This window comes from Pseudescherichia sp. (genome assembly GCF_031987975.1).
GTDB lineage: Bacteria > Pseudomonadota > Gammaproteobacteria > Enterobacterales > Enterobacteriaceae > Pseudescherichia.
This window is the reverse complement of record NZ_DALZYX010000003.1, coordinates 176,043-200,074: the sequence shown is the minus strand read 5'-3', so window position 1 is coordinate 200,074 and position 24,032 is coordinate 176,043. Positions and strand designations below refer to the sequence as shown.

Annotated in this window: 22 protein-coding genes and 3 tRNA genes; 14 read left to right on the top strand and 11 right to left on the bottom strand. The window is 57.4% G+C overall.

Annotation, left to right across the window (positions count from 1 at the left end; genetic code table 11):
• Positions 1-19: 19 nt before the first annotated feature.
• Positions 20-1,351, bottom strand: a complete 1,332-nt coding sequence (argA, locus tag RTN40_RS06785; protein ID WP_312212824.1) for an amino-acid N-acetyltransferase — start codon at positions 1,349-1,351, stop codon at positions 20-22.
• A 229-nt stretch (positions 1,352-1,580) separates the two neighbouring features.
• On the opposite strand from argA, the gene amiC reads away from it, so the two are divergent.
• A complete protein-coding gene (gene amiC, locus RTN40_RS06780) occupies positions 1,581-2,834 on the top strand; it encodes an N-acetylmuramoyl-L-alanine amidase AmiC (RefSeq protein ID WP_312227801.1) in 1,254 nt (417 codons plus the stop codon).
• A gap of 70 nt (positions 2,835-2,904) precedes the next feature.
• Here amiC and RTN40_RS06775 read toward each other — a convergent pair.
• The 3 genes from RTN40_RS06775 to RTN40_RS06765 all read right to left on the bottom strand — a co-directional run bounded on the left by RTN40_RS06775 (position 2,905) and on the right by RTN40_RS06765 (position 3,223).
• Positions 2,905-2,981, bottom strand: a tRNA-Met gene (locus RTN40_RS06775).
• Between the two features lie 44 nt (positions 2,982-3,025).
• Positions 3,026-3,102, bottom strand: a tRNA-Met gene (locus RTN40_RS06770).
• Positions 3,103-3,146: 44 nt separating this feature from the next.
• Positions 3,147-3,223 (bottom strand) — tRNA-Met (locus tag RTN40_RS06765).
• A 209-nt stretch (positions 3,224-3,432) separates the two neighbouring features.
• On the opposite strand from RTN40_RS06765, the gene mltA reads away from it, so the two are divergent.
• Entirely contained in the window at positions 3,433-4,536 is a 1,104-nt protein-coding gene (gene mltA / locus RTN40_RS06760; protein ID WP_312227800.1) for a murein transglycosylase A, read from the top strand.
• A gap of 41 nt (positions 4,537-4,577) precedes the next feature.
• A complete protein-coding gene (gene tcdA / locus RTN40_RS06755) occupies positions 4,578-5,384 on the top strand; it encodes a tRNA cyclic N6-threonylcarbamoyladenosine(37) synthase TcdA (protein ID WP_312227799.1) in 807 nt (268 codons plus the stop codon).
• A gap of 48 nt (positions 5,385-5,432) precedes the next feature.
• Here tcdA and csdE read toward each other — a convergent pair whose 3' ends face one another.
• Positions 5,433-5,876 carry a cysteine desulfurase sulfur acceptor subunit CsdE gene (gene csdE / locus RTN40_RS06750; RefSeq protein ID WP_312227798.1) on the bottom strand — a complete coding sequence of 148 codons (444 nt, stop codon included), beginning with the start codon at positions 5,874-5,876 and terminating at the stop codon, positions 5,433-5,435.
• Positions 5,876-7,081 carry a cysteine desulfurase CsdA gene (gene csdA, locus RTN40_RS06745; RefSeq protein ID WP_312227797.1) on the bottom strand — a complete coding sequence of 402 codons (1,206 nt, stop codon included), beginning with the start codon at positions 7,079-7,081 and terminating at the stop codon, positions 5,876-5,878. The genes csdE and csdA overlap by 1 nt, the downstream gene beginning before the upstream one ends.
• Positions 7,082-7,273: 192 nt before the next feature.
• Between csdA and RTN40_RS06740 the strand changes: the two genes are divergently transcribed.
• From RTN40_RS06740 to rlmM, 4 genes are all read left to right on the top strand, one after another.
• Entirely contained in the window at positions 7,274-7,501 is a 228-nt protein-coding gene (locus tag RTN40_RS06740; RefSeq protein ID WP_042387893.1) for a YgdI/YgdR family lipoprotein, read from the top strand.
• 364 nt (positions 7,502-7,865) lie between these two features.
• The gene (gene gcvA / locus RTN40_RS06735; protein WP_312213758.1) at positions 7,866-8,780 is read left to right on the top strand and encodes a glycine cleavage system transcriptional regulator GcvA; all 915 of its coding nucleotides are present in this window, start codon (positions 7,866-7,868) and stop codon (positions 8,778-8,780) included.
• Between the two features lie 43 nt (positions 8,781-8,823).
• Positions 8,824-9,219, top strand: a complete 396-nt coding sequence (locus RTN40_RS06730; RefSeq protein WP_312227796.1) for a DUF423 domain-containing protein — start codon at positions 8,824-8,826, stop codon at positions 9,217-9,219.
• A complete protein-coding gene (gene rlmM, locus RTN40_RS06725) occupies positions 9,212-10,312 on the top strand; it encodes a 23S rRNA (cytidine(2498)-2'-O)-methyltransferase RlmM (RefSeq protein WP_312227795.1) in 1,101 nt (366 codons plus the stop codon). Before RTN40_RS06730 ends, rlmM begins: the two co-directional genes overlap by 8 nt.
• Positions 10,313-10,351: 39 nt before the next feature.
• On the opposite strand, the gene xni is transcribed toward rlmM, so the two are convergent.
• From xni to queF, 5 genes are all read right to left on the bottom strand, one after another.
• Entirely contained in the window at positions 10,352-11,107 is a 756-nt protein-coding gene (gene xni / locus RTN40_RS06720; protein ID WP_312227794.1) for a flap endonuclease Xni, read from the bottom strand.
• Between the two features lie 77 nt (positions 11,108-11,184).
• Positions 11,185-12,552: an L-serine ammonia-lyase gene (locus RTN40_RS06715; protein ID WP_312227793.1), complete on the bottom strand. Its 1,368-nt coding sequence runs from the start codon at positions 12,550-12,552 to the stop codon at positions 11,185-11,187.
• Between the two features lie 63 nt (positions 12,553-12,615).
• Positions 12,616-13,917, bottom strand: a complete 1,302-nt coding sequence (locus RTN40_RS06710) for an HAAAP family serine/threonine permease (protein ID WP_312227792.1) — start codon at positions 13,915-13,917, stop codon at positions 12,616-12,618.
• Positions 13,918-14,411: 494 nt separating this feature from the next.
• Positions 14,412-15,776 carry a nucleotide 5'-monophosphate nucleosidase PpnN gene (ppnN, locus tag RTN40_RS06705; RefSeq protein WP_312227791.1) on the bottom strand — a complete coding sequence of 455 codons (1,365 nt, stop codon included), beginning with the start codon at positions 15,774-15,776 and terminating at the stop codon, positions 14,412-14,414.
• 127 nt (positions 15,777-15,903) lie between these two features.
• The gene (gene queF, locus RTN40_RS06700) at positions 15,904-16,749 is read right to left on the bottom strand and encodes an NADPH-dependent 7-cyano-7-deazaguanine reductase QueF (RefSeq protein WP_312227790.1); all 846 of its coding nucleotides are present in this window, start codon (positions 16,747-16,749) and stop codon (positions 15,904-15,906) included.
• Positions 16,750-16,818: 69 nt separating this feature from the next.
• Between queF and syd the strand changes: the two genes are divergently transcribed.
• The 7 genes from syd (at position 16,819) to gudD (ending at position 23,970) form a co-directional block, all read left to right on the top strand.
• On the top strand, positions 16,819-17,364 hold the full coding sequence (gene syd, locus RTN40_RS06695) for a SecY-interacting protein (RefSeq protein WP_312227789.1): 546 nt from the start codon (positions 16,819-16,821) through the stop codon (positions 17,362-17,364).
• A 635-nt stretch (positions 17,365-17,999) separates the two neighbouring features.
• Positions 18,000-18,329, top strand: a complete 330-nt coding sequence (locus tag RTN40_RS06690; RefSeq protein ID WP_312227788.1) for a YqcC family protein — start codon at positions 18,000-18,002, stop codon at positions 18,327-18,329.
• Positions 18,329-19,123: a tRNA pseudouridine(65) synthase TruC gene (gene truC / locus RTN40_RS06685; protein WP_312227787.1), complete on the top strand. Its 795-nt coding sequence runs from the start codon at positions 18,329-18,331 to the stop codon at positions 19,121-19,123. Before RTN40_RS06690 ends, truC begins: the two co-directional genes overlap by 1 nt.
• 3 nt (positions 19,124-19,126) lie before the next feature.
• Positions 19,127-19,576: a flavodoxin gene (locus tag RTN40_RS06680; protein ID WP_312227786.1), complete on the top strand. Its 450-nt coding sequence runs from the start codon at positions 19,127-19,129 to the stop codon at positions 19,574-19,576.
• 333 nt (positions 19,577-19,909) lie between these two features.
• Positions 19,910-21,262 (top strand): galactarate/glucarate/glycerate transporter GudP, encoded by a 1,353-nt coding sequence (gene gudP / locus RTN40_RS06675; RefSeq protein ID WP_312227785.1) that lies wholly within the window; start codon positions 19,910-19,912, stop codon positions 21,260-21,262.
• Positions 21,263-21,264: 2 nt separating this feature from the next.
• A complete protein-coding gene (locus tag RTN40_RS06670) occupies positions 21,265-22,605 on the top strand; it encodes an enolase C-terminal domain-like protein (protein WP_312227970.1) in 1,341 nt (446 codons plus the stop codon).
• Between the two features lie 24 nt (positions 22,606-22,629).
• The gene (gene gudD, locus RTN40_RS06665) at positions 22,630-23,970 is read left to right on the top strand and encodes a glucarate dehydratase (protein WP_312227784.1); all 1,341 of its coding nucleotides are present in this window, start codon (positions 22,630-22,632) and stop codon (positions 23,968-23,970) included.
• Positions 23,971-24,032: the final 62 nt, after the last annotated feature.

Sequence of the window (24,032 nt, the reverse complement as noted above, 5' to 3'; positions counted from 1 at the left end):
GTCGGGTAGGGTGTTTTGCTTAGGTAAGATCCGCCATCAGCACCTTTGAGCGGCGCTGATAGTTGTACATCTGCTTTTTGCTCTCCGGCAGCAGGTCGATATCTACCGGGGTAAAGCCGCGCTCCTGGAACCAGTGAATGCTGCGGGTGGTCAGCACAAATAGCTTGCTGAGACCCATCTGTCGCGCCTGAAGGGCAACACGCTCCAGCAGCGCTTCGCCGCGCGACGAGCTGCGGTAGTCAGGATGCACCGCTACGCAGGCCATCTCGCCAATCTTCTCTTCCGGGAAGGGATAGAGTGCGGCACAGGCGATGGTCAGGTTGTCGCGCTGAATAATGGTGAACTTGTCGATCTCCATCTCCAGCTGCTCGCGGGAGCGCCGTACCAGAATGCCCTGCTGCTCGAGGGGGCGGATCAGCTCCAGAATGCCGCCGATATCGTTGATGGTGGCGCGGCGGATCTGCTCGGCGCTCTCCATCACAATCTGCGTGCCGATGCCGTCGCGGGAGAAAAGCTCCTGCAACAGCGCACCATCTTCTTGATAGCTAATCAGGTGGCTGCGGCGCACGCCGCTACGGCAGGCTTTTACCGCGCCGCGCAGGAAGCGCACCGTACCGGAGTGATAGTCCTGCCGCGCCTCCAGCTCTTCGACTCGGGTCTGGGCATCGTTGGGGAACAGCTCAGAGACGATATTGCCTTCGTCGTTGATTACCCCCTGCGATGAGCAGAAGCCAATCATTTTCTCCGCCTTCAGTTTAATGGCGAGCTGGGTGGCAACCTCTTCTGAAGTGAGGTTAAAGCTCTCTCCGGTCACCGATACCGCTACCGGTCCCAGCAGCACAATAGCGCCGCCGTCGAGCTGACGGTGGATCGCCTCTTCATCGATGCGGCGAATACGCCCGCTGTGGCAGTAATCGACCCCGTCATCCACGCCCAGCGGCTGGGCAATGATAAAGTTGCCGCTCACCACGTTAATATGCGCCCCTTGCAGCGGCGTATTGTTCAGGCTCATCGAAAGACGTGCGGTGATATCAAGCTGCAGCAGGCCCGCCGCCTGCTTGACCAGCTCCAGGGTTTTAGCGTCGGTGACGCGGGTATGCTTGTGATAGATAGGCTCGTGGTGGTGCTCCGCCAGGTTAGCATCAATCTGCGGGCGTGCGCCGTAGACAACAACCAGGCGAATGCCGAGGCTGTGCAGCAGCCCGATATCGTTGACGATGCTGGAAAAGTTCTCATGCTCGATGGCTTCACCACCCAGCATGATGACAAAGGTTTTTCCCCGATGGGCATTAATATAGGGAACAGAATGGCGGAATCCCTGTACCAGTTCGGTTCGACGCTCCTTCACCACGGCACAACCCTCATTGCATGATTATTCGTAATTTCTGTATTTTTATTCTTTTATTGTCGTGGGCGCAAGTCAAAATTTCACCGGGATGTGAGAAAATGCTCCACATTGTCACCGCTGTTAAATTAATGTTTACCCTTTTGTTGATGACAGTTTATGCATCATTCGTTAAAGTTTTTCGTCAAGCAGGCCGTTTTAATAATAAATGACGTAATTTTTGCTCGGGAGAGGCATGTCAGGATCCAACTCAGCTCTTAGCCGTCGCCAGCTGTTACAAGGCGCTGGCGCTCTGTGGTTGCTTAGCGTAAGCAAGGCAGGTTTAGCCGCGGTTAGTCAGGTTATCGCCGTACGCGTCTGGCCCGCATCGACCTATACGCGCATCACCGTGGAGTCAAACCGGGTGCTGAAATACCGTCAGTTTGCCTTAAGCAATCCTGAACGATTGGTGGTAGATATTGAGGGCGTAAACCTCAATTCAGTGCTAAAAGGGGTTGGGACACAAATCCACGATAGCGATCCCTTTATCAAATCTGCCCGCGTCGGCCAGTTCGATCCTAAAACCGTGCGCATGGTGTTTGAGCTTAAGCAGAACGTCAGTCCGCATCTCTTCTCGCTGGCCCCGGTATCAGAGTTTAAAGAGCGCCTGGTGATGGATCTCTATCCGGTCAACGGCCAGAACGAGCAGGATCCGCTCCTGGCGCTGCTGGAGGATTACAACAAAGGCAACCTGGACAAGCAGGTGCCGCCTGCCCAGAGCGGTCCCCAGCCGGGCAAGGCCGGACGCGATCGGCCGGTGGTGATCATGCTCGATCCCGGCCACGGGGGAGAAGATCCAGGTGCGATCGGCAAATATAAGACCCGTGAAAAAGACGTGGTGCTGCAAATTGCCCGCCGCCTGCGCGCATTGATTGATAAAGAGGCCAATATGAAGGCCTACATGACGCGCAACGAAGATGTCTTTATTCCACTGAAGGTGCGGGTCGCTAAAGCGCAGAAGCAGCGCGCCGATCTCTTTGTCTCTATCCACGCTGATGCCTTTACCAGCCGGGCCGCTCGTGGCTCGTCGGTTTTTGCGCTGTCAACGAAAGGGGCCACCAGTACGGCGGCGAAATACCTCGCCCAGACGCAAAACGCCGCCGACCTGATAGGCGGCGTAAGCAAGAGCGGCGATCAGTATCTGGATCACACCCTGTTCGATATGGTGCAGTCCCTGACCATCAACGACAGCCTGAAGTTTGGCAAAGAGGTGCTAAACCGCCTCGGTCATGTCAACAAACTGCATAAGAACCGGGTCGATCAGGCGGGCTTTGCGGTGCTGAAAGCGCCGGATATTCCGTCGATCCTGGTAGAGACGGCATTTATCAGTAACGTGGAAGAGGAGCGCAAGCTCAGAACCTCGGCGTTTCAGCAGGAGGTCGCGGAGTCGATTCTGGCAGGGATCAAGGCTTACTTTGCTGATGGCGTAACGTTGGCCCGCAGGGGCTAACGTTTTTGCCGGGCAGGTTTGCCGGGAGGCAGAAACAAAAAAACACCCGTCAGGGTGTTTATTGTTGAAGTGGTTGCGGGGGCCGGATTTGAACCGACGACCTTCGGGTTATGAGCCCGACGAGCTACCAGGCTGCTCCACCCCGCGTCCGTCTCTGCTTATTCAGCAGGTTTCTTTCTTTCACACTGTATTGGTTGCGGGGGCCGGATTTGAACCGACGACCTTCGGGTTATGAGCCCGACGAGCTACCAGGCTGCTCCACCCCGCGTCCGTCTCTGCTTATTCAGCAGGTTTCTTTCTTTCACACTGTATTGGTTGCGGGGGCCGGATTTGAACCGACGACCTTCGGGTTATGAGCCCGACGAGCTACCAGGCTGCTCCACCCCGCGTCCGTGGAAGCGCACTATACTCCGCTCGCTCTTTGACGCAACCCTTTTTCAAGAAAATTGTTAAATTATGAAAGCATTCGCATAAAAATGGCACAATATGCGCGTTTTTTATACGTAATTGGCGTTAAGGCGACTATTACGCATTTCATTAGCGAAACTGGTTTGTTATCTTCATCACGCCCCCTGGTTAACCAAAAAGATGAGAAACAATGAAAGGACGTTGGTCGAAGTATCTCCTCACGGGCGCAGCGCTGGCGTTGCTTGCCGCCTGCTCCTCGAAACCGACCGATCGCGGTCAGCAGTATGAAGACGGGAAGTTAACCCAGCCTTTCACCCTGGTAAACCAGCCGGATGCGGTAGGTGCGCCGATTAACGGCGGCGACTTTGCCCAGCAGGTAGGCCAGATCCGCAGCGCCTCGCCGCGCCTTTACGGCAACCAGAGCGCCGTCTATAGCGCGGTGCAGGAGTGGTTGCGCGCCGGGGGCGACACCCGCACCATGCGCCAGTACGGCATTGACGCCTGGCAGATGAACGGCACCGATAACTACGGCAACGTTCAGTTTACCGGCTACTATACGCCGGTGGTACAGGCCCGCCATACCCGACAGGGCGAGTTCCAGTATCCTATCTATCGTATGCCGCCTAAACGCGGTCGCCTGCCGTCCCGGGCAGAGATCTACTCCGGCGCGCTCAGCGACAGCTATGTGCTGGCCTACAGTAACTCGCTGATGGACAACTTTATTATGGACGTGCAGGGCAGCGGCTATATCGATTTTGGCGACGGTAGCCCGCTGAACTTCTTCAGCTATGGCGGTAAAAACGGCCACGCCTACCGCAGCATTGGTAAGGTGCTGATCGACCGTGGGGAAGTGAAACGCGAGGATATGTCGATGCAGGCGATCCGCCACTGGGGGGAGACCCACAGCCCTGCCGAGGTGCAGGAGCTGCTGGAGCAGAACCCTTCCTTTGTTTTCTTCAAGCCGCAGTCTTATGCCCCGGTGAAAGGTGCCAGCGCCGTGCCGCTAATTGGTCGGGCGTCGGTAGCCTCCGATCGCAGCATTATCCCGGCAGGGACAACGCTGCTGGCAGAGGTACCGCTGCTGGATAACAACGGCAAGTTTAACGGTCAGTATGAGCTGCGCCTGATGGTCGCTCTCGACGTAGGCGGCGCAATCAAAGGTCAGCACTTTGATATCTACCAGGGGATTGGCCCTGACGCCGGGCACCGCGCCGGATGGTATAACCACTACGGTCGCGTATGGGTGCTGAAAAACGCGCCGGGGGCAGGAACCGGTAACGTCTTTAGCGGCTGAGTATGCTAATCTGCGCGCCCAATTTAGATATCTGAGGTCTTATGTCTGTGGTAATCAGCGATGCCTGGCGTCAGCGTTTTGGCGGCACGGCGCGGTTGTATGGTGAAGATGCGCTGGCGCTGTTTGCCCGTGCGCATATCTGCGTGGTGGGCATTGGCGGCGTTGGCTCCTGGGCTGCGGAAGCGCTGGCTCGTACCGGGATCGGCGCGATTACGCTGATCGATATGGACGACGTCTGCGTAACCAATACCAACCGGCAGATCCATGCCCTGCGCGACAGCGTCGGGCTGGCCAAAGCCGAGGTGATGGCGGACCGCATTCGCCAGATCAATCCCGAGTGTCTGGTGACGGTAGTGGATGACTTCGTGACCGCCGACAACGTGGCAACGCTGATGAACAAGGACTTCACCTACGTCATCGACGCCATCGATAGCGTGCGGCCCAAGGCGGCGCTGATCGCCTACTGCCGTCGGTATAAAATTCCGCTGGTCACCACCGGCGGCGCGGGCGGGCAGATCGATCCGACGCAGATTCAGGTCAGCGATCTGGCGAAGACGATTCAGGATCCGCTGGCTGCCAAGCTGCGCGAGCGGCTAAAAAGCGACTTTGGCGTGGTGAAAAACAGCAAGGGCAAGCTGGGCGTGGACTGCGTTTTCTCTACCGAGGCGCTGGTCTATCCACAGGCGGACGGCACGGTATGCGCCATGAAGAGTACGGCGGAGGGACCGAAGCGGATGGACTGCGCCTCCGGCTTCGGCGCGGCGACTATGGTCACCGCCACTTTTGGCTTCGTGGCGGTCTCCCATGCGCTGAAGAAGATGATGGCAAAAGCTGCCCGCGCCGTATAGGTTTTGTAGGCCCGGTAAGCGCAGCGCCACCGGGCAATACGGGCATATTCACCCCTGACGCGCCGCCTCAACCACCGCCTCGCTCAGCGCCGTCAGGCCCTGGTTACGCGAGGCGCTCAGCTGGGCGCGCAGGCCCAGCTCATCAAACAGCGCCAGCGGATCGCTCGCCAGCAGCGCTTCGGCGTTTTTGCCCTCGATGGCCGTTAGCAGCACCGCCAGCAGGCCGCGCACGATGCGCCCCTCGCTGTCGCCGAAGAAGTGTATTTTTCCCGTCGCCGCACGAGTGTGGCCGAGCCAGACCCGATTTTCACAGCCGGGAATCTCCCGGGCCTGCGCCTTTAGCTCCTCCGACAGGGGCGGCAGCTGCTTGCCGAGCATAATCAGCTGGCGATACTTATCTTCCCACTGGGTCAGCGGGCCAAAGGTCTTTTTTAGCGTCTCTTCGGTGACGGCGGTGCCAAACGGGTGTCCGGCAAAAGCAGGGCTAGTCATTAATCCACCAATATCTCAAGGGCGCGATCGACGGCGTTAACCAGCGCATCGACGTCCGCCTTCGTGTTGTAGGGCGCAAACGAGGCGCGCAGCGTCCCGCTCACCCCAAGGGCTGCCAGCAGCGGCTGGGCGCAGTGCTGTCCGGCGCGCAGGGCGATGCCGTACTCCGCCAGCAGGGTAACCATATCGCTGTGGTGAACGCCGGCAAAATCGAACGCCAGCAGGCTGGAGTCCTGGCAGCGGAACGAGCGGAAACCCGGTCGCTGAGCCAGCGCCTCTTCAGCCAGGGTTGCCAGACCACGGCTATAGCTCTCGGCCTGCACGATATCAAACCCCTCCAGCCACTCCAGTGCAGCGCAGAGACCTATCACGCCAGCAACGTTCGGCGTACCCGCCTCCAGGCGATACGGAACGGGCTGGGTCGTAAAGCCGTCAAAAGTCACTTCGGCGATCATCTTGCCGCCGCCCAGCCAGGGCGACATCTCATCCAGCAGGCTGGCCTTGCCATAGAGCACGCCGATGCCGGTCGGGCCGTAGAGCTTGTGGCCGGAGAAGGCGTAGAAATCGATGCCCAGCTTCTGGACGTCGGCGGGGAAGTGCACCGCCCCCTGCGCGCCATCGACCACGACAATCATCCCTGCGCTGTGGGCGTAAGCGGTAGCGCGGGCCAGATCCGGACAGCCGCCGGTGACGTTAGACATCTGCCCGAGAGCGAGAATACGGCTGCGGGGCGTGATCAGCCCGTCGAGCTGCTCTACATCCGGGACGCCGTTGGCCGCCAGCGGCAGCTGAACGATGCGCGCGCCGGTCTGCTCCGCCACCATGAGCCACGGCACCAGGTTGGCATGATGCTCGGCTACGCTGACGATAATCTCATCTCCCTCCTTAAGGCGAGGGCGGGCGTAGCACTGAGCGACCATATTGATGGCTTCGGTGGTGCCTCGGGTCCAGACGATATTCTTGCCGGAGGGGGCGTTAAGCAGGGCGGCAACGCGATCCCGTGCCGCTTCGTAGCGTGCCGTCAGGCGCTGAGCCTCGGCAAACTGGCTGCGGTGGACGTTGCCCGCGCTCAGGCTGTAGAACTGCTGCGTCGCGTCGATAACCGCCTGGGGCTTTAACGCCGTAGCAGCAGAGTCCAGGTAGATACCGGCATCGGCAAGCGCCGGAAACTGAGCACGAAATTGCGCAGGGTTAAAAGCGTTCATAAAATTCCTCATATCGATATAAGGATCGTCGCGCAATTTTCACCAATGTACAAGCAAAGTGCTAACCATCGGAATTATCTGTTTATCCTGGCGAAATTATGTAAGCCGATTATGCTGATAAGTGTTAGGTGACGATTGAAGCCTGTTATGAAAGACGGTTTGAATAGCATTTATTGCTAAAAGGAGAAGAAGATGAAAAAGACTGCCGCAATTATCTCTGCTTGTACACTGGCTTTTGCCCTGAGCGCCTGTTCTGGTCCGAACTATGTTATGCATACCAATGACGGTCGTACTATCGTTTCTGATGGTAAGCCGAAGACTGACGATCAAACCGGGATGATTTCGTATAAGGATGCGAACGGTAACAAACAGCAGATTAACCGCAGCGACGTGAAAGAGATGGTCGCGCTGGAGAAATAATCTCTGGTTAAGCTGTTGAAAAAAGAGTAAAAAAAAGCACCGCAATTCGCGGTGCTACATTAATCACTATGGACAGACAGGGTAAATGTACAGGAAGTGAAATAGGGTAGTTTTACTACCGTGGTCTGAAGTGCAGACCAAATGCAAACACAACAACACAACATCACAACCGTAAGCCAAAAGCCCATCAGAACACGCATTCCAAAAAAAGCTTTTCGTTCCGGCTCAGGAAGTGCCGCCACTATAGGTATTTGCTGGTAGTTCCTCAACGGACAATTTATAATGGCTCAGATAAAAAAAACTAATAGGTAACCTATTGTTTCCTGTTTGTTAAAATGATTTAACACCTAAGCCAAAATAACCCATGTCTAAGCGATTACCGCCCTTAAATGCATTACGTGTTTTTGATGCTGCCGCCCGCCATTTAAGTTTTACTCGCGCTGCCGATGAGCTTTTTGTGACGCAGGCCGCAGTAAGCCACCAGATCAAGTCTCTTGAGGATTTTCTTGGACTCAAGCTGTTCCGTCGTCGCAACCGATCCCTGCTGTTGACGGAGGAGGGACAGAGCTATTTTCAGGATATCAAAGAGATTTTTTCTCAGCTCACCGAGGCCACGCGCAAGCTTCAGTCGCGCAGCGCAAAAGGGGCGTTAACCGTCAGTTTACTGCCCAGTTTTGCCATTCAGTGGCTGGTTCCGAGGCTCTCTAGCTTTAACTCAGCTTATCCGGGAATCGACGTTCGCATCCAGGCCGTGGACCGTGAGGTTGATAAGCTGGCAGACGATGTCGACGTGGCGATTTTTTATGGACGGGGAAACTGGCCCGGCTTGCGTGTAGAAAAATTATACGCAGAATATCTGCTGCCGGTCTGCTCGCCGCTGTTGCTCACCGGTGATAAACCGCTAAAAACGCCCGAGGACCTGGCAAAGCATACGCTGCTGCATGATGCCTCCCGGCGCGACTGGCAGACCTACACCCGCCAGCTGGGCCTGAACCTCAACGTGCAGCAGGGACCGATCTTCAGCCACAGTGCAATGGTGCTGCAGGCGGCCATACACGGTCAGGGCATTGCGCTGGCGAATAACGTTATGGCCCAGTCGGAGATCGAAGCCGGGCGCCTGGCCTGTCCGTTTAACGACGTGCTGGTCAGCAAAAACGCCTTTTATCTGGTTTGTCATGACAGTCAGGCAGAACTGGGTAAAATAGCCGCCTTTCGCCAGTGGATCCTGGCCAAAGCGGCAGCCGAGCAGGAAAAATTTCGCTTTCGCTATGAGCAATAACTTATTAAGGCGCGTAGTTAGCGCATGACTTTAGGGTAAGACTATGACCAGCCGATTTATGCTGATTTTTGCCGCTATCAGCGGTTTTGTTTTTGTGGCCCTTGGCGCCTTTGGCGCACACGTATTAAGTAAATCGTTAGGTGCCGCCGAGATGGGCTGGATCCAGACCGGTCTTGAGTACCAGGCGTTTCATACCCTGGCGGTACTGGGCCTGGCGGTAGCCATGCAGCGCCGGATCAGCATCTGGTTCTACTGGAGCAGCGTCTTCCTGGCGCTGGGTACGGTACTGTTCAGCGGGAGTCTCTACTGCCTTGCGCTGTCGCATCTGCGCCTGTGGGCGTTTGTCACCCCGGTCGGCGGCGTCAGCTTCCTTACCGGCTGGGTATTAATGTTAATTGGCGCAATTCGTCTGAAACGTAAAGGCCCTGGTCATGAATAAGCTTGTATTGTTGTGTCGCCCCGGATTTGAAAAAGAGTGTGCCGCAGAGATTACCGATAAGGCCGGGCGGCTGAACGTGTTTGGCTTTGCCCGCGTTAAAGAGAACGCCGGGTATGTCATTTTTGAGTGCTATCAGGCGGAAGAGGCCGACAAGCTGGCGCGGGAGCTGCCGTTCAGCTCGCTGATTTTTGTTCGCCAGATGTTCGTGGTTGGCGAGCTGCTGCAGGATCTGCCCCCGGAAGATCGCATCACGCCCATCGTCGGCATGCTGCAGGGTGTGGTAGAAAAGGGCGGCGAACTGCGCGTTGAGGTTGCCGATACCAACGAAAGCAAAGAGCTGATGAAATTCTGCCGCAAGTTCACCGTGCCGCTGCGCGCTGCGCTGCGCGAGGCGAAGATCCTCACCAGCTACGAAACCGCTAAGCGTCCGGTGGTGCACGTCTTCTTTATCGCTCCTGGCTGCTGCTATACCGGCTACTCTTACTCCGACAACAACTCACCATTCTATATGGGCATTCCGCGTCTGAAGTTCCCGGCTGATGCGCCGAGCCGCTCTACGCTGAAGCTGGAAGAGGCGTTCCACGTCTTTATCCCGGCGGACGAGTGGGACGAGCGTCTGGCAAACGGCATGCACGCCGTTGATTTGGGTGCCTGCCCTGGCGGCTGGACCTATCAGCTGGTGAAGCGCAACATGTGGGTCGCGTCAGTGGATAACGGCCCGATGGCGCAGAGCCTGATGGATACCGGGCAGGTGACCTGGCTGCGAGAAGATGGCTTTAAGTATCGCCCGACGCGGAGCAACATTACCTGGCTGGTGTGCGATATGGTGGAAAAGCCTGCTAAGGTGGCGGCGCTGATGGCCCAGTGGCTGGTTAACGGCTGGTGCCGGGAGGCTATCTTCAACCTCAAGCTGCCGATGAAGAAGCGCTATGAGGAAGTATCAAACAACCTGGCTTATATCCAGCAGCAGCTGGAGGAGAACGGCATTAACGCCCAGATCCAGGCCCGTCAGCTCTATCACGACCGCGAAGAGGTGACGGTGCACGTCCGTCGCTGGTGGGCGGCCGTCGGTGGCCGTCGCGACGAACGCTAGAACAGACCGTTTCGCCCGGTGGCGCTGCGCTTACCGGGCCTACGCGATTAACCTTAGCTGTTGTAAATTGCCGTCGAGGTGCAGATCCGTCTGGAGCTGTGCCACCTCGCGGCAGATAAACGCCATCTCCCGGTGAGCCTCCAGCTTGCTGCGCCACTTCTCTGGCACATCGTTCAGATGGGCATAGATCCCTTCTAAAGTGTGAAACTGCGCCAGCAGCTGGGCGGCGCTCTTCTGACCAATCCCCGCGACGCCGGGTATTTTCGAACTGCTGATGCCCGCCAGTCCCCAGAAGTCCGTTAGCTGCTCCGGCAGAACGCCAAACTCGCTCTCGATAAAGGGGGCATCCAGCCAGCGCTTCTGGAAGTAGTCGCGAATGCGCAGAGTGGGGGAGAGTAGCTGGCAGTAGCCTTTGTCGGTCGAGACGATGGTCGCCTGATGCCCCGCCTGGGCTACCTTCACCGCCAGCGTGGCGGCGAGATCGTCCGCCTCGTTGCCCTCGGAGATCCAGCAGCGCACGCCGCGCTGTTCAAAGGCGGCGCGCAGGGCAGGCATTTCATCGTGCAGGGAGTCGGGCATCGGTGGGCGGCCTGCCTTGTAGTCCGGCAGCTTCTGATGCCGCCAGCCGCTGCTGCGGGCCTCGTCGTCAAACACCGCCACCGCATGGGTCGGCTGGCTGTGAACAATCAGCTGTCCCAGGGCGTGCGAACAGGCATCCACGCAGGGCGAACCCTGTACGGCATGAATACGACGAATAAGGTTAAGCGCATCAACGATAAGCAGATGAATGGCCACGTAAGCCTCCCGACAATGACAGACCGGCTAAGGGTATCATTGACGGGAGGCGGAGACCATTCATCACCCGAAGGGGATCAGTCGCAGGCGACGATTTTCATTGCCAGCCCGCCGCGGGAGGTCTCCCGATATTTGGCGTTCATATCCTTGCCGGTCTCGTACATCGTCTCAATGACTCTGTCGAGGCAGACGCGCGGCTCGCTGGTACGGCGCAGGGCCATGCGTGCAGCATTGACCGCTTTGACGGAGGCGATGGCGTTACGCTCGATACAGGGAACCTGAACCTGACCGGCAACCGGATCGCAGGTAAGTCCCAGGTTGTGCTCCATGCCGATTTCCGCCGCAATGCAGACCTGCGCCGGGCTGCCGCCCAGCAGCTCTGTCAGCCCGGCCGCCGCCATTGAGCAGGCGACGCCCACTTCGCCCTGGCAGCCTACCTCCGCGCCGGAGATAGAGGCGTTCATCTTATAGAGCGAGCCGATGGCGCTGCATACCAGCAGGTAGCGCGCCAGCGAGTTAGCGTTCACTTCGCGGATAAATTTATCGTAATAGGCCAGCACAGCAGGAACGATGCCGCATGCGCCGTTGGTAGGGGCTGTCACCACGCGCCCCCCAGCGGCGTTCTCTTCGTTTACCGCCAGCGCAAACATGTTGATCCAGTCAACGACCGCCATCGGATCGCTGCTGGTTTTATCGCTGCTCACCAGCATCCGGCGCAGCGCTGCTGCCCGACGCGGTACGCGCAGCTTGCCTGGTAATGCCCCTTCGGTGGTCGTGCCGCGCTCGATTCCGCCGCGCATCACCGCCCAGACGCTGGCGAAGTGCTGCTCCAGCGCCGCTTTACTGTGCAGGGCCAGCTCGTTCTCCATCATCAGTCCGGAGAGCGACAGGCCGGTCTGCTGGCAGTGACGCTGCAGATCGGCAGCGCTCTTATAGGGATAAGGCACGGCTACCGGCGAGAAGTTGGCTTGACCGAAGTGCGCCTCATCAACGATAAACCCGCCGCCGATGGAGTAGTAGGTCTGGCTATAGAGCAACTGCTCACCGGCCAGGGCGCTGATGCGCATCCCGTTTTCATGCAGGGAGAGATTATCAGCATGGAAATTCATGCTCTGCTCAAGAGGAAAATCCACCTCATGCTGACCGTTCGCCAGCGGCAGACGGCCCCGGGCGCTCACATCCGCAATAAACGCCGGGATGGCATCAATATCGACGCTGTCCGGCAGGTTGCCCGCAAGGCCCATAATAATGGCAATATCGGTATGGTGACCTTTGCCGGTAAGGGACAGCGAGCCATAGACGTCAACCACGACACGCGTCGTATCGGCAAGGATCCCGCGGTTAATGAGGTCATCAATGAACTGCTTTCCGGCTTTCATTGGCCCGACGGTATGCGAGCTGGAGGGACCAATACCAATTTTAAAGATATCGAATACGCTGATCATAATGCATTGTCCAGAGCGTTGGTTTGGGTTCGCCGCCCGGGTGGGCGGCGAGGGGGGAGCTAATTAAGCGGCAAAGAGATGATACAGCGAGTAGAAGATAGCGGAGATAGCGATCAGGCCCATCACCACCACAAACGCGTTGCTGATATGGCCGCTGTATTTGCGCATGGCCGGTACTTTCTGAATGGCATACATCGGCATCAGGAACAGGATCATCGCGATAACCGGGCCGCCGAGGGTCTCGATCAGGCCGAGGATGCTCGGGTTCAGCGTCGCCACCAGCCAGGTGGTCAGCAGCATGAAGATCGCAGTGATACGGTTCAGCTTGCTCAGTTCAATGGTTTTGCCTTTGCCGCGCAGGGACTTAATGACCATCCCGTTAAAGCCTTCGCGCGCGCCCAGGTAGTGGCCGAGGAAGGATTTAGTGATCGCGACCATGGCGATAATCGGTGCCATCCACTCAATCACCGGGGCATGGAAGTGGTTAGCCAGGTAAGAGAGGATGGAGATGTTCTGCTCTTTCGCCGCGATCAGATCGGCCGGGGCCAGGCTCAGTACGCAGCTGAAGACGAAGAACATTACCGTCAGCACCATCATGATGTGAGCATATGAGAGGATGCGGGAGCACTTTTTCTCAGCCTCATCACCATACTCTTCGCGCTTGGCAACGGCGAAGGAGGAGATGATCGGTGAGTGGTTGAAGGAGAAGACCATCACCGGGATCGCCAGCCACAGGGTCATCCACAGGCCCTGGCCGGTGTTAGCGGCAGCATCAAAGGAGAGGGTCTCCAGCGCTGCGCCGTTCCACTGCGGGATCAGGTAGAGCGCCAGCAGCATCAGGGCAATGACAAACGGGAACACCAGGATGCTCATCGCTTTCACGATCATCTTCTCGCCAAAGCGTACGATGGTCATCATGCCAACGATCAGGATCAGCGAGAGCACGACGCGCGGCGGCGAAACCATGCCCAGCTGGTGGGTCAGGAAGCTATCCACGGTGTTGGTGATCGCCACGCTGTAGACCAGCAGGATCGGATAGATAGCGAAGAAGTAGAGCAGGGTGATGACCTTACCGGCCCCCACGCCAAAGTGCTCTTCCACCACTTCGGTGATGTCTTCCCCGGGGTTTTTCCCGGACAGCACGAAACGGGTCAGGCCGCGGTGGGCAAAAAAGGTCATCGGGAAGGCGATAATCGCCATGATGATCAGGGGGATCATACCGCCGACGCCGGCGTTAATCGGCAGGAAAAGAACCCCTGCGCCAATCGCCGTGCCGTACAGGCCCAGCATCCACATGGTATCGCTCTTACGCCATGTGCTTCGCGTTTCCTGCGAAACAATAGTGCTGGTTTGCGTGGTTTCCATCTCTATCTCCATTTACTTTAAAAGCTAAATGCCAGGCGCTTAGTCAAATCCAATGAAAAAGTACCTGACGGTAATATGAAATTCGGGAAGTAACGTATTGGAATAGTTTTTCTTCGTTACATTTTGCGGCGGCAAGATACATTTAAGTGATGACTCTGACAGTGATCGCGATCTCAATTGCAATAATCCACTTTCTATGTGGATAGGTTTAGACCAACACGCTGTGAAAAAAGCGCATGGGGAGATTTATGGTGGCGAAGGCTACCATCGCCAGGATTTGCGATCAAAGCGGCGGACGCGAAATACGATAATCACGCGGTAAAAGGCGCTAATAGCAGCGTTTTATCAAATTTAAGCAAAACTTTTCTGCATAAATAACGGGGTGTGTTTTATAAGCAATCGATTGCTTATTGATGGGGGGTTCAGAAACATAAGGACGGCATATACATTGAGTAGGCCGGGTAAGCGCAGCGCCACCCGGCATGACAGGAGAATCAGGCAGAAATTTCGTAGCAGGGAATATAGGCCGAGCCAGGCAGCTTCATGCGGTGCTGGGCAACGAAGCCCTGCAGCAGATCGTCCATCCGGCGCATCATTGCCCGGTCGCCGTGGATCTTGTACGGCCCAGCGGCTTCAATGGCGCGAATACCGACCTCTTTAACGTTACCCGCCACGATCCCGGAGAAGGCCCGGCGCAGGTCCGCCGCCAGCATCTCGACCGGCCGATCCGGATAGAGCTGAAGGTTGGCCATGTTCTCGTGGGTCGGCTCGAAAGGCATCTGCAGATCCGACGCAATACGGATAGACCAGTTAAAGCTGTAGGCGTCCCCGGTATTGCGACGGTGCTCTTTCACCAGCGGCATCGCTTTTTTCATCTGCCGAGCCACTTCCGGCGCATCGTCAATGATGATGCGGTAGTAGCGGCGGGCCGATTCCCCGAGCGTGTGGGTGATAAACTCATCCAGCACGCGGAAGTAGTCGGCGCTCTGTTTCGGACCGGTGAGGATCAGCGGCAGCACCTGATGCTGGTTGGCCGGGTGCATCAGAATGCCGAGCAGATAGAGCAGCTCCTCTGCCGTACCCACTCCGCCGGGGAAGATAATGATCCCGTGGGCGATGCGCACGAAGGCTTCCAGACGCTTCTCAATATCCGGCATAATCACCAGCTCGTTAACCAGCGGGTTAGGTGGCTCAGCGGCGATAATGGACGGCTCGGTCATGCCGATAAAGCGTCCCTCTTTATAGCGCTGCTGGGCATGGCCCACCGCGGCACCTTTCATCGGCGCTTCCATCGCCCCCGGCCCGCAGCCGGTACAGATGTTCAGCTCGCGCAGACCCAGCTGGGTTCCGACCCGGCGGGCATAGAGATATTCGGTTTCGTTGATCGAGTGGCCGCCCCAGCACACTACCATATTGGGGGCTTCACCCACGTGCAGCGCCCGGGCGTTACGCAGGATCGAGAACACCAGGTTGCTAATATGGGTAGAACTTTCCAGGTTAAGGTGCTGGAAGCGCCCGGCGTTATGGATTTGTCCGTTGACGAAGAGAATGTCGCGCAGCACGGCAAAGAGGTTAGCCTGGAGCGAGCGGATAATTCGCCCATCAACGAACGCCTCTTCCGGCGGGTTGATCAGCTCCAGCTTGACGCCGCGTTCACGGCGTAACACGTTGATATCAAAATTCTCGAAGCGGGAAAGCAGCTCTTTACTACTGTCGGTCTGGCTTCCTGAGTTTAGAACGGCAAGTGAACAGTTACGAAACAGTTGATAAAGGTCGCTGCTGGCCGAGCTTTTGAGCATATCGACTTCCAGCTGCGACAACAGGTCCATTGAGCCTAGCGGGCTAATATGTGTAATCAAGTGAACTCCTTATGGGGCGAAGATCGCCGCTCCCTCTGATTACAATAGCCCTGGCTTATGACGTTTAACAACCTCAGGCGCGGAATCCACCGCGCAAATCAGTAAAAAATCGTACTTTTTGCCACCGTTACTGACGCACCAGACGGCCCGTGGCAGGCTGGAAGTCAGTGTTACTCCGCCATGGATTGATATCCAGGCCACCACGACGGGTGTAGCGGGCATAGACGCTCAGCTTTTCCGGCTGGCAGAAGCGCAGCAGATCGTTGAAGATGCGCTCCACGCACTGCTCGTGAAACTCGTTGTGATGGCGGAAGGAGACCAAATAGCGCAGGAGCTTCTCACGATCGATCTGCGGCCCGCGATACTGAATCTGAACTGAACCCCAATCCGGCTGGTGCGTGATTAGACAGTTAGACTTCAGCAGATGACTGACCAGCGTCTCCTCTACCACGCGGCCAGCGGCGGCGTTTTGTAGATAGTCAGCGTTGAACTGGTAGTCATCGATCACGATATCCTGGTTATCAATGCACTTGCCGTTGAAGTGGGCAATCGGCTGGCCTTCAATCTCATCTAACGAATAGAGCATTACGCTTACTTCGCCCTGCGCGCAGGCGCTGAGATCGCGTGCCAGCGTGGCGCGGACCTCCTCCCAGCTGCTAAAGCGCGTCTGGTTAAAGCTATTCAGGTAGAGCTTAAAGCTTTTCGACTCCACAAGGTTGACGCTGGCATAGTCCAGCTCAACATGGCCCACCGCCACCTGCGGCAGGCCGTTATCGTTGAGCCATGACAGCTCATACAGGCTCCAGATGTCGCCGCCGTGGAAGGGCAAGCTTCCAGCGTGCAGGCCAAGGGGATCGCGATTCAGGCTGCGGGGAACGCCCTGCAGCAGGGTTGCATCATAAACATCCTGGTAGCGGGTAGTTTTACCCAGGGTCAGGCCAGCCAGCGCCTGGTGGTTATCATAAGAAGACATGTTTCATCGCCGTTTTGCAGGTAAACTCTTTGCCATAAGTTTATCCTGGCTGAGTGAAGAGAGGAACCGGTGGACCAAGAGACATCCCACGCCCTGAAGGCTTTTACCGCGCGCTACTGCGACGCCTGGCACGAGACCCATAATAGCTGGCCGCAGAGCGAAGCGCTTTACGGCGTGCCGTCGCCCTGCGTCATCTCCTCGCTTAATGACCGGGTGATCTGGCAGCCCCAGCCTTTTGATGCAGAACCGAATGTAAACGCTGTTGAACGTGCATTAGATATTGTGATACAACCAGCAGTTCACAGCTTCTATTCCTCACAGTTTGCCGGTGATATGCTGGCACGATTCGATAATGAGACGCTGACGCTCCTGCAAACCTGGAGTGCGGACGATTTCCTGCGCGTTCAGGAGAATCTCATTGGTCATTTGGTGACGCAAAAGCGATTAAAGCTCTCACCAACGCTATTTATTGCGACGCTCGACAGTGAACTTGACGTCATCTCGATCTGTAACTTGACCGGCGAGGTGGTAAAAGAGACGTTGGGTACGCGTCAACGTACCGTGCTGGCCTCGTCGGTGACCCTCTTTCTCAACCAGCTTGAACCTGTTGTGTAATCCATTCCGCTATAACGCTTGTGAGAGATCTCTTACAAGCCTGTAGGATATTGCCATTTTGTTAAAAAATATTTTTAATATGTAAAATTGATAAATTTATTTTTTATCAGTCAGTTGCTGAAAATTAGCCGCTCTTTAACGCAAATTAATCCGTACTAAAGTCTTATGGCGTGCTTGCAAGACGAAGCGGAAAGTCCGATTCTATCTGTGTTGACAGGATGTCGCGCAAGAAGTGAATGTCAGGATGATGTCGCTTCTTAATCAGGACATATCGGGAAGGTATCGCAGGGAAAGGCTTCAGGATGAAGCAAAGAGGATAACGCCGGAGCGCGTTGAAGGACACCTCCAGGAAGGAGAATGTGAGCCGGGCAGGATATCCGGTGGATCAGGATGATTAGGAAGTCGCTTAACGGATTAAGCGTGTCGTATCGGGCGATGCGAGCAGGCAGCACGGTTTACGGATGAACAGGTCAGGAGACCGCAGGAAAAGTTTTCATGGATGAGCAGGGAGCAACAAGGTAGCTGGACTGCTGCTAAACGAACCGGGAGCACTGTTTAATTACAGTGCTCCCTTTTTTATTTCTTCCCCCGCAATGCTATTCTGCGCGCCAGTTCGATCGTCATTCGAGGTTTCTATGTCTCTTCATATCAGCGTACGCGAACAGCTGCACGCCATTGAGGCGCTGCTGCGCGAGAAAAATGCCTGGCAGGGCGTTGCGCCAGAGAGCAGCGCGTTTGCCAGCACCCAGCCCTTCTGCCTGGATACGCTTGCGCCGCTGGAGTGGCTGCAGTGGGTGCTGATCCCGCGTATGCACGCTCTGCTGGACAGCGGCCAGCCGCTACCGCAGGCCTTTGCCGTTACCCCCTACTATGAGATGGCGCTGGACGCCAGCGATCCGCTGCGTGACGTCATTATTGTGCATCTGCAACGCCTTGACGCACTCTTTACCGGTAGCGATGCCTGATGCTGGAGATTATCTATCAGGATGAGTGGCTGGTGGCAGTGAACAAGCCCTCCGGCTGGCTGGTGCACCGTAGCTGGCTCGATCGTGATGAAAAAGTGGTGGTGATGCAGACCGTGCGCGACCAGATCGGCCAGCACGTCTTTACCGCTCACCGCCTGGATCGGCCGACCTCCGGCGTGCTGCTGATGGGGCTATCCAGCGAGGCGGGGCGGCGGCTCTCCCAGCAGTTTGAGCAGCATCAGATCCAGAAGCGCTACCATGCGATTGTCCGCGGCTGGCTGATGGATGCCGCAACGCTGGACTATCCGCTGGTAGAGGAGCTGGATAAGATCGCCGATAAGTTCGCCCGGGCTGATAAAGAGCCGCAGCCAGCCGTGACCCGCTACCGTGGGCTGGCCACCGTTGAGCTGCCGGTCGCCATCAGCAAGTTTCCGACCACCCGCTACGGGCTGGTGGAGCTGGATCCGCAAACCGGGCGTAAGCACCAGCTGCGTCGCCACCTTGCTCATCTGCGGCACCCGATTATTGGCGACAGCAAGCATGGCGATCTGCGGCAGAACCGCAGCGCGGCGGCGCACTTTGGCCTGAACCGGCTGATGCTGCACGCCAGCGAGCTGTCGCTGAACCACCCCTTTACCGGCGAGCCGTTGACGTTGCGCGCCGGGCTGGACGACGTCTGGATGCAGGCGTTAACCCAGTTTGGCTGGCGCGGCCTTCTCCCGATGAATGAAAGGGTTGAGTTTGTGCCGGACAGCGACCAGGATGAAACGTATCAGGTAGCAACCAGGGAGTGAAAAATGGCAGAGATTGGTATTTTTGTTGGCACCATGTATGGCAACTCATTGCTGGTGGCCGAAGAGGCGGAGACGCTGCTAACCGCTCAGGGTCATAAGGTTAAGGTCTTTGAGGATGGGACGCTGGCGGACTGGGCGCATTACCAGGACAAGACCGTGCTGGTGGTCACCTCTACGACGGGGCAGGGCGATCTGCCGGATAATATTGCGCCGCTCTACGCGGCGATCCGCGACTCGCTCGGCTATCAGCCTAACCTGCGCTACGGCGTGATTGCGCTGGGGGACAGCACCTACTCCCACTTCTGCGGCGGCGGGAAGCGATTTGCCGAGCTGCTTGCAGAGCAGCAGGCGCAGCGCGTCGGTGAGGTTCTGCTGATTGACGCCAGCGAGCATCCCGAGCCGGAGACGGAGTCGAACCCGTGGGTTGAGCAGTGGGGAACCCTGCTAAAATAAACGCCTTTCCGCCCTCCCGGCTGTGGAGGGCCATCGTCCTTTTTCTTCTCTTTTATCCCTACGCTTTTCAATTCCGTGAACTACCCCCCATCGATTTGGGCCTATGCCCCAAAGCAGAACTATAAGCATCCTGAATGTTGTGTGCTTGCACGGTGAGCCGAATCTGGCCGCTTCATATACTTTTCTCGCCAGTTATTAAAACGCAGTACGCAGGGTAATAACGAGCCGCTGCACAGATACTGCAATAAAACACCAGTACGTCATTCTGATCTCCCTACAGGTTGTGCTTTTCAGAATGAATGTAGCTCAACGCTATAATTCAGGAGTGCAATAATGAGTTCATTAAGCCACGCAGCGAGCAGCGCCGAAAAGCGCACCAACGCCCGCTACTGGATAGTGGTGATGCTGTTTATCGTCACGTCCTTCAACTATGGTGACCGCGCGACGCTGTCTATTGCCGGCTCCGAAATGGCAAAAGATATCGGTCTCGATGCTGTTGGCATGGGGTATGTTTTCTCTGCATTTTCATGGGCCTATGTTATTGGCCAAATCCCGGGCGGCTGGCTGCTTGACCGCTTTGGTTCCAAACGCGTCTACTTCTGGTCGATCTTCATCTGGTCCCTGTTTACCTTGCTGCAGGGCTTCGTGGATATTTTCAGCGGCTTCGGCATCATCGTTGCGCTCTTTACCCTGCGTTTCCTGGTGGGCTTAGCGGAAGCGCCGTCCTTCCCCGGCAACAGTCGCATCGTGGCGGCCTGGTTCCCGGCGCAGGAGAGGGGCACTGCGGTGGCCATCTTTAACTCCGCCCAGTATTTTGCCACCGTTATCTTCGCCCCGATCATGGGCTGGCTGACCCACGAGGTGGGCTGGTCACACGTCTTCTTCTTCATGGGCGGCCTCGGCATTATTATCAGCTTTGTCTGGCTGAAGGTGATCCATGAGCCGAATCAGCACCCTGGCGTGAACAAGAAAGAGCTGGAGTACATCGCTGAAGGCGGCGGGCTGATTAACATGGATCAGCCGGGTAACAAAGTGAAAGTGCCGTTCAGCGTCAAGTGGGCGCAGATTAAGCAGCTGCTTAACTCGCGCATGATGATTGGTGTCTATATCGGCCAGTACTGCATCAACGCCCTGACCTACTTCTTTATCACCTGGTTCCCGGTTTATCTGGTGCAGGCACGCGGCATGTCGATTCTGAAAGCGGGCTTTGTCGCCTCTGTCCCGGCTATCTGCGGCTTCGCTGGCGGCGTGCTGGGCGGCATCATCTCCGACTGGCTGATGCGTCGTACCGGCTCGCTGAACATTGCCCGTAAAACACCTATCGTGTTGGGTATGCTGCTGTCGATGGTGATGGTGTTCTGTAACTACGTAGACACAGAGTGGATGATCATCGGCTTTATGGCGATGGCCTTCTTCGGCAAAGGCATCGGCGCGCTGGGCTGGGCCGTGATGGCCGACACCGCACCGAAAGAGATCAGCGGCCTCTCCGGCGGTCTGTTCAACATGTTCGGCAACGTGTCCGGGATCGTCACCCCGATCGCCATTGGCTACATCGTGGGCACCACCGGCTCCTTTAACGGTGCGCTGATCTACGTTGGTGTCCATGCTCTGGTAGCGGTACTCAGCTATCTGGTTATTGTGGGCGATATCAAACGTGTCGAACTGAAACCTGTGACAGGACGCTAATGATGAATACACAATCCAGCCCCGTTATTACCGATATGAAAGTGATCCCCGTCGCTGGCTACGACAGCATGCTGATGAATATCGGCGGGGCACATAACGCTTACTTCACCCGCAATATCGTGGTGCTGACCGACAGCGCCGGGAATACCGGCGTTGGGGAAGCCCCCGGCGGTGAAGTGATCCTCAAGACGCTGACCGACGCGATCCCAATGGTGATCGGCCAGCAGGTTGCCCGCCTGAATCAGGTGGTGCAGCGGGTACACAAAGGCAACCAGGCGGCTGATTTTGATACCTTTGGTAAAGGTGCCTGGACCTTTGAGCTGCGGGTTAACGCGGTAGCAGCCCTGGAGGCCGCGCTGCTCGACCTGCTGGGTAAAACTCTTGGCGTGCCGGTCTGCGAGCTGCTGGGACCAGGTAAACAGCGCGACGCCGTGACGGTGCTCGGCTACCTGTTCTACGTCGGCGATCGCCAGAAGACCGATTTGCCGTATCTCGTCAAAACCGAGGGCAATCACGACTGGTATCATCTGCGCCATCAGGAGGCGATGACCAGCGAGGCGGTGGTTCGCCTGGCCGAGGCGTCGCAGGATCGCTACGGCTTTAAAGATTTCAAACTGAAAGGCGGCGTGCTGCCGGGCGAGCAGGAGATCGACACCGCCCGCGCCCTGAAAAAACACTTCCCCGACGCCCGCATTACCGTTGACCCGAACGGCGCGTGGCTGCTGGATGAGGCCATTGAACTCTGCAAAGGGCTGAACGATGTGCTGACCTACGCGGAGGATCCGTGTGGGGCAGAGCAGGGCTTCTCCGGGCGGGAAGTGATGGCGGAGTTCCGGCGGGCAACGGGTCTGCCGGTGGCCACCAATATGATCGCCACCAACTGGCGTGAGATGGGCCACGCGGTCATGCTCAACGCGGTAGATATCCCGCTGGCGGATCCGCACTTCTGGACCCTCTCCGGCGCGGTGCGCGTGGCGCAGCTGTGCGACGACTGGGGTCTGACCTGGGGCTGCCACTCCAATAACCACTTTGATATTTCGCTGGCGATGTTTACCCACGTCGGTGCCGCCGCGCCGGGTAATCCGACCGCCATCGACACCCACTGGATTTGGCAGGAGGGCGATGCGCGCCTGACCAAACAGCCGCTAGAGATCAAGCACGGTCAGATTGCCGTGCCGGACGCGCCAGGCCTTGGCGTGGAGCTGGACTGGGACCAGGTACAGAAGGCCCACGAGCTGTATAAAAAGCTCCCGGGCGGGGCGCGTAATGACGCAGGCCCGATGCAATACCTGATCCCCGGCTGGACGTTCGATCGCAAACGTCCCGTCTTTGGTCGACACTAAATTTGTCAGAAAAAGGATTAAACGATGAGTAACCCATTCTCTACCCCGGTTGTAACGTCCATGCAGGTTATCCCGGTTGCGGGCCACGACAGCATGCTGATGAACCTGAGCGGGGCGCACGCGCCGTTCTTCACCCGTAACATCGTTATCATTAAAGACAACTCTGGTCACACCGGCGTGGGCGAGATCCCAGGCGGCGAGAAGATCCGCCAGACGCTGGAAGATGCCGCCGCGCTGGTGGTGGGCAAAACCGTTGGCGAGTACAAAAACACTCTGACCGCGGTACGCAACCAGTTTGCGGATCGTGACTCGGCGGGCCGCGGCCTGCAAACCTTCGACCTGCGCACCACCATCCACGTGGTGACCGGTATCGAAGCCGCGATGCTGGACCTGCTGGGTCAGCACCTGGGCGTTAACGTGGCGACCCTGCTTGGCGACGGTCAGCAGCGCAGCGAAGTAGAGATGCTCGGCTACCTGTTCTACGTCGGCAACGCCAAAGCGACGCCGCTGCCGTACCAGAGCCAGCCGGATGACAAGTGCGACTGGTATCGCGTGCGCCATGAAGAGGCGATGACCCCGGATCGCGTGGTGCGCCTGGCCGAAGCGGCGTATGAAAAATATGGCTTTAACGATTTCAAACTCAAAGGCGGCGTGCTGGCGGGGGAAGAGGAGGCCGAGTCTATCGTGGCGCTGGCGAAACGCTTCCCGCAGGCGCGCGTTACCCTCGACCCGAATGGCGCATGGTCGCTGGCCGAAGCGATCAACATCGGTAAGCACCTGAAGGGCGTGCTGGCCTACGCGGAGGATCCGTGCGGTGCTGAGCAGGGCTTCTCTGGCCGTGAGGTGATGGCCGAGTTCCGTCGCGCCACCGGCTTGCCGACCGCCACCAACATGATCGCCACCGACTGGCGGCAGATGGGCCATACGCTCTCCCTGCAGTCCGTCGATATCCCGCTGGCGGATCCGCACTTCTGGACCATGCAAGGCTCCGTGCGCGTGGCGCAGATGTGCCACGAGTTCGGCCTGACCTGGGGTTCGCACTCCAACAACCACTTCGACATTTCGCTGGCGATGTTTACCCATGTGGCGGCCGCCGCGCCGGGTAAAATCACCGCTATCGATACCCACTGGATCTGGCAGGAGGGCAACCAGCGCCTGACCAAAGCGCCGTTCGAGATCAAAGGCGGGATGGTGCAGGTGCCGAGCACGCCGGGTCTGGGCGTCGAGCTGGATATGGATCAGGTGATGAAGGCGCACGAGCTGTATCAGAAGCACGGTCTCGGCGCGCGTGACGATGCCATGGGCATGCAGTATCTGATCCCTGGCTGGACGTTTGATAACAAACGTCCGTGCATGGTGCGTTAATGCAGAGGCCGGTCCCGGCGGGATCGGCCTGTTCCCTGTTTTTCCGGCTGTAGGGTTAGGCA

Bases quoted from the DNA above. Each gene is read 5' to 3' on its own strand.
- amiC (WP_312227801.1), top strand. From the start codon at position 1,581: ATGTCAGGATCCAACTCAGCTCTTAGCCGTCGCCAGCTGTTACAAGGC.
- mltA (WP_312227800.1), top strand. From the start codon at position 3,433: ATGAAAGGACGTTGGTCGAAGTATCTCCTCACGGGCGCAGCGCTGGCG.
- tcdA (WP_312227799.1), top strand. From the start codon at position 4,578: ATGTCTGTGGTAATCAGCGATGCCTGGCGTCAGCGTTTTGGCGGCACG.
- csdE (WP_312227798.1), bottom strand. From the start codon at position 5,876: ATGACTAGCCCTGCTTTTGCCGGACACCCGTTTGGCACCGCCGTCACC.
- csdA (WP_312227797.1), bottom strand. From the start codon at position 7,081: ATGAACGCTTTTAACCCTGCGCAATTTCGTGCTCAGTTTCCGGCGCTT.
- RTN40_RS06740 (WP_042387893.1), top strand. From the start codon at position 7,274: ATGAAAAAGACTGCCGCAATTATCTCTGCTTGTACACTGGCTTTTGCC.
- gcvA (WP_312213758.1), top strand. From the start codon at position 7,866: ATGTCTAAGCGATTACCGCCCTTAAATGCATTACGTGTTTTTGATGCT.
- RTN40_RS06730 (WP_312227796.1), top strand. From the start codon at position 8,824: ATGACCAGCCGATTTATGCTGATTTTTGCCGCTATCAGCGGTTTTGTT.
- rlmM (WP_312227795.1), top strand. From the start codon at position 9,212: ATGAATAAGCTTGTATTGTTGTGTCGCCCCGGATTTGAAAAAGAGTGT.
- RTN40_RS06715 (WP_312227793.1), bottom strand. From the start codon at position 12,552: ATGATCAGCGTATTCGATATCTTTAAAATTGGTATTGGTCCCTCCAGC.
- RTN40_RS06710 (WP_312227792.1), bottom strand. From the start codon at position 13,917: ATGGAAACCACGCAAACCAGCACTATTGTTTCGCAGGAAACGCGAAGC.
- queF (WP_312227790.1), bottom strand. From the start codon at position 16,749: ATGTCTTCTTATGATAACCACCAGGCGCTGGCTGGCCTGACCCTGGGT.
- RTN40_RS06690 (WP_312227788.1), top strand. From the start codon at position 18,000: ATGTCTCTTCATATCAGCGTACGCGAACAGCTGCACGCCATTGAGGCG.
- truC (WP_312227787.1), top strand. From the start codon at position 18,329: ATGCTGGAGATTATCTATCAGGATGAGTGGCTGGTGGCAGTGAACAAG.
- RTN40_RS06680 (WP_312227786.1), top strand. From the start codon at position 19,127: ATGGCAGAGATTGGTATTTTTGTTGGCACCATGTATGGCAACTCATTG.
- gudP (WP_312227785.1), top strand. From the start codon at position 19,910: ATGAGTTCATTAAGCCACGCAGCGAGCAGCGCCGAAAAGCGCACCAAC.
- RTN40_RS06670 (WP_312227970.1), top strand. From the start codon at position 21,265: ATGAATACACAATCCAGCCCCGTTATTACCGATATGAAAGTGATCCCC.
- gudD (WP_312227784.1), top strand. From the start codon at position 22,630: ATGAGTAACCCATTCTCTACCCCGGTTGTAACGTCCATGCAGGTTATC.